Source organism: Niallia sp. Marseille-Q9988, from assembly GCF_976954375.1.
Window position 1 is genome coordinate 102,827 of the sequence record NZ_CDRJSZ010000012.1, and the last position, 15,415, is coordinate 118,241.

At 34.6% G+C, this 15,415-nt stretch carries 13 protein-coding genes; 11 read left to right on the top strand and 2 right to left on the bottom strand.

Translation table 11 applies throughout. The features are described 5' to 3' along the window. Positions 1 to 65: 65 nt before the first annotated feature. The 7 genes from ACWNMZ_RS19960 (at position 66) to ACWNMZ_RS19990 (ending at position 7,850) form a co-directional block, all read left to right on the top strand. Positions 66 to 773 carry a DUF624 domain-containing protein gene (locus ACWNMZ_RS19960; protein WP_449598854.1) on the top strand — a complete coding sequence of 236 codons (708 nt, stop codon included), beginning with the start codon at positions 66 to 68 and terminating at the stop codon, positions 771 to 773. Between the two features lie 30 nt (positions 774 to 803). Continuing rightward, on the top strand, positions 804 to 1,481 hold the full coding sequence (locus ACWNMZ_RS19965) for a GntR family transcriptional regulator (RefSeq protein WP_449598855.1): 678 nt from the start codon (positions 804 to 806) through the stop codon (positions 1,479 to 1,481). A 158-nt stretch (positions 1,482 to 1,639) separates the two neighbouring features. Beyond that, the gene (uxaC, locus tag ACWNMZ_RS19970) at positions 1,640 to 3,052 is read left to right on the top strand and encodes a glucuronate isomerase (RefSeq protein WP_449598865.1); all 1,413 of its coding nucleotides are present in this window, start codon (positions 1,640 to 1,642) and stop codon (positions 3,050 to 3,052) included. 33 nt (positions 3,053 to 3,085) lie between these two features. Continuing rightward, positions 3,086 to 4,201 carry a mannonate dehydratase gene (gene uxuA / locus ACWNMZ_RS19975; RefSeq protein WP_031534868.1) on the top strand — a complete coding sequence of 372 codons (1,116 nt, stop codon included), beginning with the start codon at positions 3,086 to 3,088 and terminating at the stop codon, positions 4,199 to 4,201. After that, entirely contained in the window at positions 4,185 to 5,030 is an 846-nt protein-coding gene (locus ACWNMZ_RS19980; protein WP_235252675.1) for an SDR family oxidoreductase, read from the top strand. Before uxuA ends, ACWNMZ_RS19980 begins: the two co-directional genes overlap by 17 nt. Positions 5,031 to 5,185: 155 nt before the next feature. Next, complete coding sequence (locus ACWNMZ_RS19985) at positions 5,186 to 6,700, top strand: GH39 family glycosyl hydrolase (RefSeq protein WP_449598856.1); 1,515 nt, start codon at positions 5,186 to 5,188, stop codon at positions 6,698 to 6,700. Positions 6,701 to 6,719: 19 nt separating this feature from the next. After that, on the top strand, positions 6,720 to 7,850 hold the full coding sequence (locus ACWNMZ_RS19990; protein ID WP_441132210.1) for a glycosyl hydrolase family 8: 1,131 nt from the start codon (positions 6,720 to 6,722) through the stop codon (positions 7,848 to 7,850). A 57-nt stretch (positions 7,851 to 7,907) separates the two neighbouring features. Here the strand turns inward: ACWNMZ_RS19990 and ACWNMZ_RS19995 are convergent, their stop codons facing one another. Beyond that, the gene (locus tag ACWNMZ_RS19995) at positions 7,908 to 9,107 is read right to left on the bottom strand and encodes an ROK family transcriptional regulator (RefSeq protein ID WP_109767439.1); all 1,200 of its coding nucleotides are present in this window, start codon (positions 9,105 to 9,107) and stop codon (positions 7,908 to 7,910) included. A 331-nt stretch (positions 9,108 to 9,438) separates the two neighbouring features. Here ACWNMZ_RS19995 and ACWNMZ_RS20000 point away from each other — a divergent pair, with 331 nt between their 5' ends. Next, the gene (locus ACWNMZ_RS20000; protein ID WP_031534859.1) at positions 9,439 to 10,422 is read left to right on the top strand and encodes an aldo/keto reductase; all 984 of its coding nucleotides are present in this window, start codon (positions 9,439 to 9,441) and stop codon (positions 10,420 to 10,422) included. A gap of 72 nt (positions 10,423 to 10,494) precedes the next feature. On the opposite strand, the gene ytvI is transcribed toward ACWNMZ_RS20000, so the two are convergent. Beyond that, the gene (ytvI, locus tag ACWNMZ_RS20005; RefSeq protein WP_031534857.1) at positions 10,495 to 11,619 is read right to left on the bottom strand and encodes a sporulation integral membrane protein YtvI; all 1,125 of its coding nucleotides are present in this window, start codon (positions 11,617 to 11,619) and stop codon (positions 10,495 to 10,497) included. A 193-nt stretch (positions 11,620 to 11,812) separates the two neighbouring features. Here ytvI and ACWNMZ_RS20010 point away from each other — a divergent pair, with 193 nt between their 5' ends. From ACWNMZ_RS20010 to icd, 3 genes are all read left to right on the top strand, one after another. Next, positions 11,813 to 12,280, top strand: coding sequence for a DUF441 domain-containing protein (locus ACWNMZ_RS20010; protein ID WP_031534855.1), 468 nt, complete (start codon positions 11,813 to 11,815; stop codon positions 12,278 to 12,280). Between the two features lie 484 nt (positions 12,281 to 12,764). Continuing rightward, the gene (citZ, locus tag ACWNMZ_RS20015; protein WP_031534853.1) at positions 12,765 to 13,880 is read left to right on the top strand and encodes a citrate synthase; all 1,116 of its coding nucleotides are present in this window, start codon (positions 12,765 to 12,767) and stop codon (positions 13,878 to 13,880) included. A 205-nt stretch (positions 13,881 to 14,085) separates the two neighbouring features. Next, a complete protein-coding gene (icd, locus tag ACWNMZ_RS20020; RefSeq protein ID WP_031534851.1) occupies positions 14,086 to 15,354 on the top strand; it encodes an NADP-dependent isocitrate dehydrogenase in 1,269 nt (422 codons plus the stop codon). Positions 15,355 to 15,415 lie beyond the last annotated feature (61 nt).

Consider the following 15,415-nt stretch of genomic DNA (forward strand, 5'->3'; position numbering starts at 1 on the left):
AGGATACCTTATCCTATATATTTTTTCATTAGGACATTTCTTTATTCTGAAAGAAGGTGAAAGGCATGGAACATAAAAAAGAGTTTGGACAAGGGATCTTATTTACATTCAGCAATTACGTATATTGGATATTATTAACCAATATTTATTTTGTAGCAACAAATGCAATATTCATTTTTTTCTTTATGACATTAACACCAACGTTCTCTAATATCGGTTTGTATGTTCTTGCATTAATTCCATCTGGTCCTGCTATATCAGGATTACTTTATTCCATGGAGAAATTAGTGAGAACGAAGGAACTGTCACCCACTGCGGACTTTTTCTATGGCTATCGATCAAATTTAAAAGGCACGTTTTTCACCTGGACAATAATCCTTGCCGTATACTTTGTTTTACTCATCGATTTACAATACCTCCGAATAACAGTAACTCCAGTCAATCAAATGATTTTTATCGTATTGCTTGTACTTACTCTTATTTGGACAATGCTTAGTATCAATATGTTAATGATTAATGCAAGGTTTACTTTTCGGATAAGAGATTTAGTAAAGTTATCTGCCTTTTATCAGTTTACTAAATTTAAAGAAACGATAGGCAATATATTGATATTATTTTTAGTTGCTTTTGTAACAGTATGGACGACTGATTTTTTAGTGATTTTTATTGCAAGTTTGATTGCGATGGGGATGACATTTAATTCTAAGGCGATGTTAGGTCATATTGAAAGTAATTTTCTAAAGAAGACAGGAAACAGTGATACAAGTGTATAGGATTCATAATTCAAACGAAGGAGAATAAAAATGTTAACTACGCAAGGAGTGAGGGTTTCTTCAAGAGATTACTCCTATAATATTTTAAAAGAAAAAATTATGAGTTTGGAATTAGAACCAGGTACGAAGATATCTGAAAAAGAAATTGCAGATGAGCTTAATGTAAGCAGAACTCCTGTTAGAGAAGCATTTATGAAGCTAGCACAAGAGGAATTGCTTGATATTATCCCTCAATATGGAACGATTGTATCAAGATTAAATTTAGAGCATGTAGAAGAAGGTCGCTTTATTAGAGAAATGGTGGAAAAGGAAATTGTTATACTGGTCAGTAAGGATTTTCCAGAAGTATTTCGTTTTCGATTAGAAAGTAATATTAGAATGCAAGAACTTTGTATGGAACAAAATAATTTTCAAAAAATATTTGAACTAGATGAGGAATTTCACCAATTATTATTTGCTGCCTGTCGAAAAGAACGAACATGGAATATGCTTCAGCTTCTAAATAGTCATTTTAAGCGATTACGACTGCTCAGATTTTCTAGTGATACAAATTGGGAAATAATCATTAATCAACATAAGTCCCTTTATCAACTAATTACGAATAAGGAAGGAGAAAAGGCAAGTGAAATAATGGAGAAACATCTTCGGCTAGCCTTTTTAGAACAGCATGTTTTAAAGGAAAAGTATCCAAATTACTTTATTGGCTAAAAAATATTTAAGCATTGTTTAGTAGGGAAAGAAAATTTCTATTTTATCTATTTAGATAGGTAGAGGATACATTTTAAAGGTGAAGATATGGATTATCCAAAGAAAAACCACTAACTGTTTTTTATTTCTTATATTCAGGTAAGGAGAGAGGGAGAGTGTTGATGAAAGTAATAGAAGAAGATTTTTTATTACAAAATGAATCTGCAAAAATTCTATATCATGAATATAGTAAGTCCATGCCAATAATTGATTATCATTGCCACTTAAGTCCAAAAGAAATAGCAGAAAATAAATCCTTCGATAATATTAGTGAGCTATGGTTAGCAGGAGATCATTATAAATGGAGAGCAATGCGATACTTCGGAATAGAGGAGGACTATATAACTGGAAAGGCAAGTAATTATGAGAAGTTCCAGGGTTGGGCAAAAGTTCTTCCTTATTGCATAGGAAATCCTTTATATCATTGGTCCCAATTAGAATTAAAGCGATATTTTCAGATTGACACTGTATTGAATGAAGATACTTGCGATGAAATCTGGAATATTTGTAATGAGAAGTTTAAGCAAAAAGAATATACTGCCCAAGGATTTATTGCTAAATCTAATGTCGAAATGATTGGGACAACAGATGATCCTTTAGATGATTTAGAATATCACAGCATGATAAAGGAAAATTCGGAGATTAAAACAAAGGTTCTTCCTTCTTTTCGACCTGATTCTTTACTTGAAATTAATCAAGAATCGTTCCTTTCTTATATAAGAAATTTGGGGAAGAAAACAAATACTAGCATTACAGATTACGAGATTTTTCTAAAAGCGATTAGAAAACGTATTGATTATTTTCATCTAAAAGGATGTAGAATTGCTGATCATGGGTTGGAAGAATTGCCATATGAAGAATGCACGTTAGGAGAGGCAAGTCGCATTTTTCTAGCAAAGCTAGAAGGAGCAACCATTTCTAAACAAGAGGAAAATAAGTTTAAAACGTATACATTCCTATACCTTGGACAGTTATATTCTTCCTTAGGCTGGGTGATGCAACTGCATATTGGAGCAAAGAGAAATAATAATAATCGTATGCTTCAGTCATTGGGTGCTAATACAGGCTATGATTCCATTAATGATTTTACCTTAGCAAGACCGCTTAACCAATTTTTAAATAGCTTGGATAAAGATAATCAATTGCCAAAAACAATCCTATATTCGTTGAACCCTAACCATGGTCCAATCATTGCCTCAGCCGCAGGAAACTTTCAAGCAGCAGGGGTGAAGGGGAAAATACAAAGTGGAGCCGCATGGTGGTTTAATGATCATAAAGATGGAATGATAAATCAAATGAAAGATTTAGCCAATATAGGGATTTTGTCAACATTCATTGGAATGTTAACAGATTCGAGAAGTTTTTTATCCTACACCCGGCATGAGTATTTTAGAAGAATTCTTTGTAATATGCTAGGGAGCTGGATAGAAAATGGAGAGGTCCCAAAAGATTATGATTTTATTGGAAAATTAGTTCAGGATATTTCCTATTTTAATGCAAAAAATTATTTTGAGATTAATAGAGATAATTGATAAAAAGAGATGACTTTCTAGGAGGATTCATAAGTGAAGGTAGCATTTAGATGGTTTGGTAGAGAAGATGATAGTGTTTCATTAGAGCATATTAGACAAATACCTGGAATAGATGGGGTAGTTGGAGCATTGTTTGATATTCCAGTTGGAGAGGTTTGGCCAGAAGATAGAATTATGGAGTTAAAGGAAGAAATCAATAGAAATGGTATGAGTTTAGAAGTTATTGAGAGTGTTAATATTCATGAAGACATTAAACTTGGACTTCCATCAAGAGAAAAATATATTGAAAATTATAAACAAACGATTCGTAATCTAGCAAAAGCTGGAGTGAAGGTTATCTGCTATAATTTTATGCCGATTTTTGATTGGACGCGTTCAGATCTAGCAAAGGAACTTCCTGATGGGTCGACTGTTTTAGCATATGAAAAGGGGAAAATAGAATCGATTGAACCAATGGCTTTAATTGAGCAAATGGAGAACTTATCAAATGGATACTCATTGCCAGGGTGGGAACCGGAAAGACTTAAATCCATTAAGTATCTATTTCAATTATATAAAGATGTAACAGAAGAAGATCTATTTAACCATCTTCAGTATTTCTTAGAACAAATCATTCCAGTTGCAGAAGAATGTGATATAAAAATGGCTATCCACCCAGATGATCCACCATGGTCTGTTTTTGGTTTGCCTAGGATCGTTCATTCAAAGGGAAATTTAGACAAAATTATTAAGTTAGTAGATAGTCCATCTAATGGTTTAACGATATGCTCGGGTTCTTTAGGAGCAAATCCTAATAATGATATTCCTGATATATTACGACATTTTTTGAAAAAAGAACGTGTACCTTTTGTGCATATTCGGAATATCAAAATTGCAGAAAATGGAGATTTCGAGGAAACATCCCATAGAAGTACGGAAAATGGCACGCTTGATTTATATGAAATAGTTAAGACGCTACATGATTATGAATTTAAAGGTTATTTCAGACCAGATCACGGTAGAATGATTTGGGGAGAAAAGGCAAGACCTGGTTATGGTCTTTATGATCGAGCTTTAGGAATAATGTATATATTAGGAATTTGGGATAGTTTAGAAAAAGGCGAAGGAATCAAACAGAAAGGGGAAGACAAAAATGTTGCCTTTAATTGAAAATCTATCAGGGAAAGTTGCAGTTATTACTGGCGGTGGAGGAGTACTATGTAGTTGTATGGCAAAGGAGTTAGCTAGACAAGGTGTAAAAGTAGCACTGCTTAATCGTACGTATGAAAAAGCTCAAAAGGTAGCAGAAGAAATAAATATCGCAGGTGGAACAGCTATTGCAGTTGCATGTGATGTAGTCGATGTCCATAGTGTAAAAGAAGCAGAGAAAATTGTATACGAAACTTTTGGGAACTGTGACATTTTAATTAATGGAGCGGGAGGAAATCATCCAAAGGGGGTTACATCAGAGGAAATTCTTCGTATGGAAGATTTAGATAAAGAAGGGATTACGAGTTTCTTCGATTTAACAATTGAGGGATTTTCATTTGTATTTAATCTAAATATTATCGGAACATTAATTCCTACACAAATATTTTCTAAGCAAATGCTTGGAAAAAGTGGGACTGTCATAAATATCTCTTCTATGAGCGCGCCAAGTCCAATGACAAAAGTACCAGCCTATAGTGCAGCAAAAGCGGGGATTGAAAATTTTACCAAATGGCTTGCTGTTCATATGGCTGAAACCGGAATCAGAGTAAATGCTATTGCTCCTGGCTTCTTTCTTACGAAGCAAAATGAAGGGTTGCTCAAAAACTCTGATGGCACTTATACAGACCGTACGAAAAAAATACTGGCACATACACCAGTAAGAAGATTAGGAAGACCAGAGGATTTATTGGGCACCTTATTGTGGCTAGTTAATGAAGAAACAAGTGGTTTTGTTACCGGAATCAGCGTTCCAGTTGATGGAGGGTTTATGGCTTACTCAGGAGTTTAACTGCTGAAGCTCTTAAAACAATATTTCCTGGGGAATTTCGACATTTACAAAAGATTGAAACTATCCTGAAGAGTAAAAATAAAATGAAAAGAATGATATTTTACTAGAAAATATTTCTGAAAATGTATGTGAACAAAAGAATAGGAGAGAAGGAAATGAAACCTATTATTGTAGCAGCAAAAGGAAAGGAAAAGTTAACAGAAAATTGGAAGTACTGTATCGGAACAGGAAGGCTGGGATTGGCTCTTCAGAAAGAATATCTTGATCATTTAAAAATAATCCAGGAGAAAATAGGTTTTAAATATATAAGAGGGCATGGGCTGCTTTCTGATGATGTTGGTATTTATCGGGAAATGAAGATAGGAGAAGAAGTGAAGGTATTTTATAATTTTACTTATATTGATCGTATCTTTGATTCCTTTCTTGATTTGAATCTACGCCCGTTCATTGAATTTGGTTTTATGCCGGAATTGTTAGCTTCTGGTGATCAAACAATTTTTTATTGGAAAGGAAATGTTACACCGCCGAAAGATTATCAAAAATGGAGTGATTTAGTTACAGCGGTAGTAGAGCATTTTATCGAAAGATATGGATTAGAGGAAGTAAAAAAATGGCCATTTGAGGTTTGGAATGAGCCTAACTTAGTGAATTTTTGGAAGGACACAGATAAGCAAGAATATTTTAAACTATATAAAGTAACGGCATTAGCAATAAAAGCTGTGAACCAGGATTTACAGGTTGGAGGTCCGGCAATATGCGGGGGAGCAGATGAGTGGATTGTTGATTTCTTGGAATTTTGTCATAAAGAAGAAGTGCCAGTCGATTTTGTCAGCCGTCATGCCTATACATCGCAAAGTCCTAAGAAAGTGACTCCCGATTACTATTATCAAGACCTAGTGGATAATACGGACATGCTTCAACAATTTGAGGAAGTACGTGGTCTAATTAAAAAATCAGCCTTTTCTGATTTACCATTCCATATTACAGAATATAATACGTCGTACAGTCCCATTAATCCAGTGCATGATACACCACTAAATGCTGCTTATCTTGCACGCATATTGAGTGAGGGAGGAGATTATGTAGACTCATTTTCCTATTGGACATTTAGTGATGTTTTTGAGGAGTCTGATATACCGAAGGCACCATTCCATGGAGGGTTTGGGTTAATAGCCCTTCATTCCATCCCAAAGCCTACCTTTCATTTATTTGCCTTTTTCAACAGGCTTGGTGAGGAAATGCTCTATCGCGATGCCCAAATGATTATTACTCGAAAAGAAAATGGATCTATTGCCCTTGTAGCTTGGAATACTGTGATGGAAAAAGGGGAGGGCTTTGAAAAAGATTTATTGATACAAATACCTGTTAGCAGCGACCAATACTTTCTTAAGCGGCAAAGTGTCGATGAACACCATGCGAATTCTTGGAAAGTGTGGAAAGAAATGGGGAGACCTCGTTTTCCAGACAAACAGTCAATTGAAACATTAAGAGAAGCTTCTATACCAAAGCTTATGACGGCAAAAATAAATAAAGAGGAAGAGGGCTATTTAAAGCTTGCTATTACATTATCTAAAAATGAAGTAACGCTAATAGAATTAAATGAAATGAAAGATGAAACAGAAACATATAAAGGAATCGATGATAGTCTGATAACTTCCTATACGTCTTAAAAAAGGAGTGATTGTTTAAATGAGTGGTGCATTTAAAACAGGGAAATACCGAAATGTATTTAAAGAGTTGGGTTATACAGATCATGCTATTCAGACAAAATTAGAAGATGCGTGGACTCAAATTTTTTATGGAGATAATGACACTAGAATATATTTTCCTTCTAGTGATGGTGGTTACTTATTAGATACAGGTAATCTAGATGTTAGAACGGAAGGCATGTCCTATGGAATGATGATTTCTGTCCAGTTAGATAAAAAAGAGGAATTTGACCGAATATGGAATTGGACAAAGAAGCATATGTACATGCATACTGGTGAAAATGCTGGCTATTTTGCTTGGTCTTGCAATCCAGATGGAACAAAGCGGGCGTATGGTCCAGCTCCAGATGGAGAAGAGTATTTTGCACTTGCTCTATTTTTTGCAGCACATCGATGGGGAGATGGGGAAGAACCTTTCAACTATAGTCAGCAAGCAAGAAGCTTATTACGAACCTGCCTACATAAGGGGGAAAATGGAGACGGGAACCCAATGTGGAATTTAGACAATAAGTTAATAAAGTTTGTCCCTAATTGTGAATTTACCGATCCGTCCTATCATCTACCTCATTTCTATGAGCTTTTTGCTAGCTGGGCATTTCCGGAAGATCGAGGATTTTGGAAGGAAGCTGCCAAGGCAAGTCGTGAATATTTGGAACTTTCTTGCCATCCAGAAACAGGGCTCTCCCCTGAATATGCCTTTTATGATGGGACACCAAATAATGAAAAAGGCTACGGCCATTTTTATAGTGATTCCTATCGTGTTGCTGGGAATATTGGTCTTGATTATGAATGGTTTAGAGGAAGTGAATGGGAAAGGAAAACGGCTAATAAAATTCAGAACTTTTTCGCAGAAATCGATCCTGAAGATTACAGAAGATATACGATTGATGGAGTTCCTTTTTCTGAGAAATCACTTCATCCAATTGGGTTAATTGCAACAAATGCAATGGCTTCTTTAGCAGCAGAAGGCCCGAATGCGAAACGAATGGTTGAATTATTTTGGAATACACCGATCCGAAAAGGGGATAGGCGTTATTATGATAATTGTTTATACTTTTTTAGTTTACTGGCTTTAAGTGGTAATTTCCGAATTTGGAATCCTGCAGAATAAGGACTAAAGATTATTCATACTTGTAAAAAAATTTTGATTAAATCTACGAAAATAGCATTAATCCGGTTGCACCATAAACCTTAGAAAGTTCTCTGTGGTAAAAGCAGCAGACCCTAGCGCAGAAGAGGAAAAATCGATATCTGAAAAATGGATAGCAAGTTCCGATTGATGAAAGGGTAAAGTATGATTACTTATCATTTTTTTCACGCGTGGCTCTATCCATTTTTTTGCTAAGGTTAGACGATTGCCAATAATAACTTGCTCTGGATTAAAGGTATGAATGATATTAATTATTCCAGCTCCTAAATGATCACCAACATCATTCAATAGATTGATTGCTAGCTCATTTCCTTGGTTGGCAAGTTCAATCAAATCATTTAAATGGACTTGATCTGTATCCCCATGCTTCCATTCGGAGGCTTTCGTTAATAGATATTGCTCCGATGCATATAGCTCCCAACAGCCAATATTACCACATCGACATTTCATTCCATCCTTTTGAATGGTCATATGGCCTATTTCTCCAGAATAACCATTGCTTCCTTTATACAATTCTCCGTCCATAATAATTCCAGCGCCAATACCAATTCCCGCACTTACATAGATAAGATTTTGATAAGGTTGGCCGAGACCAAATTGCTTCTCTCCATATGCTCCTGCGTTTGCTTCGTTTTCAACTAATACTGGCAGATTAAATAATTCTTCTAAAGGCTTTTTTAGGGAAACATTATGCCATCCAAGATTTGGAGCAAGCAGAATATCGCCTTCCATGTTAATAATGCCAGGTGCTCCAATACCAATCCCGATTACACCATAAGGAGACTCAGGAGCAATGTCCATTAAAGTAGTAATTATATTTTTAATAATCTGTAGTGTATCTTCAAAGGTTAAATTTACATACTTTTCATTGATTCGGTGGATGATCTTTCCTTGTAAATCAGTTAAGATTCCTAATATGTAATTGACACCTAGGTCGATACCAATCGAATAACCAGCATGTTCATTTAATAGTAACATGACAGGTCTTCTGCCCCCACTCGATTCTCCATGACCAGATTCATAAATTAATTGTTTGTCTAGTAACTCAGATACTAAGGAGGAAACAGTTCCTTTTGTTAAACCTGTTTGTTGAGCTATTTCAGCTCGGGAAATAGGAGCAGTGTTCTTAATTAAATTTAAACAGAGTGATTTATTCTCTTTTTTAACTAGTTGTTGATTCCAAGTGACATGCATAGCTATTCCTACTCTCCTTCTCATAATGATGGAATTATGTGTTTGTTGGGTTAATTTTCTACATACTCCGAATCTTGCTTTGGGTCTTAGTATAATTGATTAATTATACTATATTTTCTTTATGAACCAAACCGAAAGAGAATTTGTTTATAGTCTTTTAAGAAAAATCCAAGAGGATGTATAGAAAGTTAGTTTATTTAATATACAAACTTAGGGTTGGTTGTTATAATTTCTCTAAGAGCACTTATTTTTTAGAAATAGGAGAAGTACTGTATAGCTACCGCTTCCTTTATAATAGAATAAGGCTCAATAAATATTTGCGTAAGTATTCATAGCTAATGGAGGTGCTCACAAATTGAATTACAGAGATTTAGGAAACACAGGACTAAAAATCAGTGAAGTAAGTTTCGGTACATGGGCAATTGGTGGTTCATGGGGAAAGGTTGATGACAGTGAAGCATTAAAATCCTTAGACTTGGCGATTGAAAAAGGGGTAAACTTTTTTGATACAGCTGATGTTTATGGTGAAGGACATAGTGAAGAATTACTTGCAAAGGCAACGAAGGGAAAAGAGGATCAAATTCATATTGCGACTAAATTTTGTCGTGGCGGCGATATTTTTGCAAAGGAAACATACTCTTTGGAAAGTGTTCGCAAATATTGTGAAAATAGCTTAAAACGACTAAATAGAGAAGCAATTGATTTATATCAAATCCATTGTCCGCCAACAGATATTTTAAAAGGTGGTCAAGTATTTGAAGTACTTGATAAATTGCAGCAAGAAGGAAAAATTCGCAACTATGGGGTAAGTGTTGAAACAGTGGAAGAGGGGCTAATATGTTTGCAAAATCCAAATGTAAAAGCTTTACAAGTAATATTTAATATTTTTCGTCAAAAACCACTGGAGGAATTGATTCCTGAAGCCGAGAAAAAGGGTGTCGGAATTCTTGTTCGACTTCCGTTGGCAAGTGGATTACTTACTGGGAAATTCACGAAAGCGCATACTTTCGCTGAAGATGATCATCGAAAGTTTAATGAAAATGGAGAAGCTTTTAATGTAGGGGAAACATTTGCAGGTCTTGGCTTTGCAAAAGGTGTAGAGTTAGCGGATGAACTATCTTGGATTGCAAATGGTCGAGAGTCAATGGCTACAGCTGCATTACGATGGATCTTGGATCAACAAGGGATATCTTGTGTAATCCCTGGATTTAAAAATCGTCAGCAAATTGTTGAAAACTTAAAGGCTTTAGAAGAAAAAACATTTCATACCGAGGAATTACAAACTTTAAGAACTTTTTATGAAGAAAAAGTTAAAAATGCCATTCGAGGGCCTTACTAAATACTAAAGACAAGTTTGCAAAGAAAAAGAGCTGTGAATCATTTGATATTCACGGCTCTTTTTTCAGTTCCCTTATTTTGGTATCTCACTTTCCCCTTTAATAAATCTCCAGATGTCATGAAATACATTTACTCTATGTAAGGTAGTGATAATGACGAGAGAGACTGGACCAATGATCAGGCCAATAAAACCAAAAAGCTTGAAACCAACAAACAAGGAAATTAATGTTGCTAATGGGTCTAACCCAATGTTAGATGAGAGAATTTTTGGCTCCATAATTTGTCGTTGGACAAGCACGATAGTATAAAGCACGGATAACCCAATTGCGAGGACAATTTGCCCTGTGATAATTTCATAAATAATCCAAGGAACAAATATTAATCCTGTACCTAAATAGGGGATAATATCTACTATTCCAGTTAATAGCGCTATCGTAATAGCATAATCTACTCGGAGGATTAATAGGCCGATTAAAATAATAACGGTTGTGATGGAAACAAGTGTTAATTGAGCTTTTAAAAATCCGAACAACGCTTTCTTTAATTCAAAGAATACAGTTTTTCCACTAATTAGCCATTTAGAAGGAAAGAATTTTCCAAACTTTAAAGATAAACGAACCCAGTCTTTACTAATAAAAAATGTTGCCAATAAAGAAAATATTAGGACACTTGCTGCATTAGGAAACCAGGACAAGATAATGGGAATATTAAGGAAAATAGATTGTAAAAAATCTCCCATAACATTGCCAACTTGTTCACCAACTTTATTTATATTTGACATAATGGTATCCTGTTGGCCTGTTTCGAGATTATCAAAGGTTTGCGATATTTTATTATATAATGGGATGATTTGTCCTGCGAATAAATCTTCTATATATCGAATGATGATATCAATATGTTTTGGTACTACCTCTCCTAAATATGCTGTGCCTGCAACTATTTCTGCGATTAATAATGAAAGTAATCCAGCAAAAACAGATAAAATGAGTAGAATGCTTACAATAACCGCAAAAGCTCTTGGTAATTTACACGTAAATTGCAGGAAATTTACGAGTGGATTCATTAGAAAAGCAATAAGAAAGCCTATAATAAAAGGGTAGGTGACTTTGGATAAATAAAAGATGCTTACAAATAATAGGATGGTAGCAATAAGTACTACCATAAATCGAATCGTACGATACAAATAAGTCAAATTCAACGTTAGTCCTCCCATTTTTAGTATAATAAATAGTGGTCACTTAATTTATTAAGAATAAGAATAGAAATATATTCCTTTTGTCATTCATATTTTCTATACTTATGCTTTTTTAATCGGAAATCCTGCTTTTTATTATAAAATAATAAGTCGGATGGAAAATTTCAGCATAATTTTTTTAAAAGGAGAATTATCCATGTTTTTATTTAGCCAACCATATTTATTTTTATATTTGCTTTTGGCAATTGCACTTGTTGCCAAAAACAATTCTTTAATTATTGCCGTTGTTTTTTTGTTAGTATTAAAACTGATTGGAATAGATAATAAGCTTTTTTCTTTGATTCAATCTAAAGGAATTAATTGGGGAGTAACGATTATTACTATTGCTGTTCTTGTACCAATTGCAACAGGAGATATTGGCTTTAAAGATCTATCTGCAACATTTAAATCACCTTATGCTTGGATTGCGCTGATTTCTGGAATTATGGTAGCATTACTAGCAAAAGGCGGAGTAAATTTATTAGCCGATTCTCCTGAGATTACGACAGCGCTGGTTCTTGGGACTATTTTGTCTGTGGCTGTCTTTAATGGGGTAGCAGTAGGACCGTTAATTGGAGCAGGAATAGCTTATGCTGCAATTAAAGTGGTAGAGTGGATAACATAATCCACTCTACCGGCAGACAGTTGATTGGGATTTATGGTATAATTCAAGAATAAAAGAATATAGTGTAAAAGGGAATCAGAAAAAAATTTTTTTACTATATCTACAGTTTTTAAGTATAAAATATGAGACATTTTAACGTTTTTTGTTTATAATGAGTATGTAGTTACAATTATCTCATCTATAAGTACCAAAATCGTTTATTTTTTTATTTGAAAATGTAAGCATTTTCAAATATAGAATACTCACTTTAATGTTTAACGAAAAAACTCCCCCATCTTTTTTAAAATAAATCCGGATTACATTTTTAATTGATTTTTAGGTACATATTCAGTTAATCTAACAAAATAGTGAACATTTACTTTAGAGTGTATTCCATTGCTTTGGTTTTACAGATTTTAACAATATTGGTAACTACGATAGATACAATATGGGAGTTTGAAAGATTTGTACTACTAAAAAGAAAAAGTGTGAAGGAGAGATATGTATGGCTGTTACAAAAGGGCTTGAGGGGATTATTGCTACAACATCTTCTATCAGTTCCATTATAGATGATTCACTCGCTTATGTTGGTTATGATATTGATGTGTTAGCAGAGAATTCCAGTTTTGAAGAAGTTGTATATTTATTATGGCATCAAAAGCTACCAAATGATAGCGAATTGGCAGAACTAAAACAAGAATTAGCAGATAATGCTGAATTACCTATCTCTTTGATTGAACAAATGAAACTAATCCCGTTAGATAAGGTACACCCAATGGCTGTACTTCGCTCAAGTGTATCTTTATTAGGAGCTTATGATGAAAGCGCAGATAGCATGGATTCTGAATCAAACTATTTCAAGGCTGTAAGGCTTCAAGCGAAAATTCCAACTATCGTAACAGCTTTTTCAAGGTTAAGGAAAGGGCTTGATCCAATTTCTCCAAGAAAGGATTTAGGATTTGCCGCTAATTTCCTTTATATGCTAACTGGAAAGGAACCTGAAGCAATTGCGATAGAGGCTTTTAATAAAGCACTTGTTCTTCATGCAGATCATGAGTTAAATGCCTCAACTTTTACAGCTAGAGTATGTGTCGCTACTTTATCGGATGTATACTCAGGGGTTACGTCGGCAATTGGTGCGTTAAAAGGGCCACTTCATGGTGGGGCGAACGAAGCTGTTATGAAGATGTTGAAAGAAATCGGAAGTATCGAAAATGTAGAGCCATATATTAGAGAAAAGATGGCGAAAAAAGAAAAGATAATGGGATTTGGTCATCGTGTATATCGAAAGGGCGATCCTCGTGCGAAGCATTTAAAGGAAATGGCAAGAAAATTAACGCAGTTAACAGGGGAGCCTCAACTATATGATATGAGTATTAAAATTGAGAGCCTGTTAAAAGAAGAAAAAAATCTAGTGCCAAATGTAGACTTCTTTTCTGCATCTGTTTATCATAGTTTAGGTATTGACCATGATTTATTTACGCCAATTTTTGCTGTAAGCAGGGTTTCAGGTTGGCTTGCTCACATTCTTGAGCAGTATGAGAATAATCGTCTTATTAGACCAAGAGCAGATTATGTTGGTCCTGAACGCTTAGAATATGTACCAGTTCATCAACGTTAAAAAGGATATAATTCCCCATAGAGTAAAAGGATGATATATACTTAGTGTTGTAGAGTTTAATAAAAGGATTAACGTTTACTTAATTTTATTCGTCAGAATAGTAAATATAATCAGCTTTTATAAGCTTGTTATAATAAATTATTTCATTCTTTTTCCAATTGATTGCATTGGAAAAGGAAACTATTTTTTACGGAGGGATAGAAGCATGCAAGGAGAAAAAATTACAGTAGTAGATGGAGTATTAAATGTACCAGCAAATCCAATTGTTCCTTATATTGAAGGAGATGGAATTGGCCCAGATATTTGGGCAGCGTCATCAAGAGTAATAGATGCTGCTGTTGAAAAAGCATACAATGGAGAAAAGAAAATTGTTTGGAAAGAAGTGTTAGCTGGGGAAAAAGCATTTAATGAAACTGGAGAATGGTTACCTTCTGAAACATTAGATGTTATTAAAGAATATTTAATTGCTATTAAAGGACCATTAACTACACCAGTTGGCGGAGGTATTCGTTCTTTAAACGTTGCTCTACGCCAAGAATTAGATCTTTTTGTTTGTTTACGCCCAGTAAGATGGTTTGAAGGCGTACCATCTCCAGTAAAAAGACCTCAAGATACAGATATGGTTATCTTCCGTGAAAATACAGAAGATATTTATGCTGGAATTGAGTATGAAAAAGGTTCTGAGGCTGTTTCTAAATTAATTAACTTTTTACAACAAGAAATGGGAGTTAATAAAATTAGATTTCCTGAAACATCTGGAATTGGAATTAAACCAGTTTCTGAAGAAGGAACAAGCCGTTTAGTAAGAGCTGCGATTAATTATGCGATTAAAGAAGGTCGTAAATCTGTAACTCTAGTACATAAAGGTAATATTATGAAATATACAGAAGGTGCATTTAAAAACTGGGGTTATGAGTTAGCAGAAAAAGAATTTGGGGAAAAAGTATTTACTTGGGCTCAATATGATCGTATCAAAGAAGAGCAAGGATCTGATGCTGCTAATAAAGCACAGGCAGAGGCAGAAGCAGCAGGAAAGATTATTATCAAAGATTCTATTGCAGATATCTTCCTTCAACAAATTCTTACTCGTCCAAAAGAGTTTGATGTAGTGGCGACAATGAACCTAAATGGGGATTATATCTCTGATGCATTAGCGGCACAGGTTGGTGGAATCGGTATTGCACCTGGTGCAAATATAAATTATGAAACAGGCCATGCAATTTTTGAAGCAACACATGGAACTGCTCCAAAATATGCTGGTTTAGATAAAGTAAATCCATCTTCTGTTATTCTCTCAGGGGTTCTAATGCTTGAACATTTAGGATGGACAGAAGCAGCACAATTAGTAATTCAATCTGTGGAAAATACAATTGCTTCTAAAGTTGTTACCTATGACTTTGCTCGTTTGATGGAGGGCGCAACGGAAGTGAAATGCTCAGAATTCGGTGATGAATTAATTAAGAACATGGGTTAATAACAAATAGAAGAAGAGATAGTCTCATCTCTTCTTCCTTTTTGTCTAAAATAGCAGTTTG

Bases quoted from the DNA above. Each gene is read 5' to 3' on its own strand.
- ACWNMZ_RS19985 (WP_449598856.1), top strand. From the start codon at position 5,186: ATGAAACCTATTATTGTAGCAGCAAAAGGAAAGGAAAAGTTAACAGAA.
- ACWNMZ_RS19965 (WP_449598855.1), top strand. From the start codon at position 804: ATGTTAACTACGCAAGGAGTGAGGGTTTCTTCAAGAGATTACTCCTAT.
- ACWNMZ_RS19995 (WP_109767439.1), bottom strand. From the start codon at position 9,107: ATGAGAAGGAGAGTAGGAATAGCTATGCATGTCACTTGGAATCAACAA.
- ACWNMZ_RS19960 (WP_449598854.1), top strand. From the start codon at position 66: ATGGAACATAAAAAAGAGTTTGGACAAGGGATCTTATTTACATTCAGC.
- ACWNMZ_RS19980 (WP_235252675.1), top strand. From the start codon at position 4,185: ATGTTGCCTTTAATTGAAAATCTATCAGGGAAAGTTGCAGTTATTACT.
- ACWNMZ_RS19990 (WP_441132210.1), top strand. From the start codon at position 6,720: ATGAGTGGTGCATTTAAAACAGGGAAATACCGAAATGTATTTAAAGAG.
- ACWNMZ_RS20010 (WP_031534855.1), top strand. From the start codon at position 11,813: ATGTTTTTATTTAGCCAACCATATTTATTTTTATATTTGCTTTTGGCA.
- citZ (WP_031534853.1), top strand. From the start codon at position 12,765: ATGGCTGTTACAAAAGGGCTTGAGGGGATTATTGCTACAACATCTTCT.
- icd (WP_031534851.1), top strand. From the start codon at position 14,086: ATGCAAGGAGAAAAAATTACAGTAGTAGATGGAGTATTAAATGTACCA.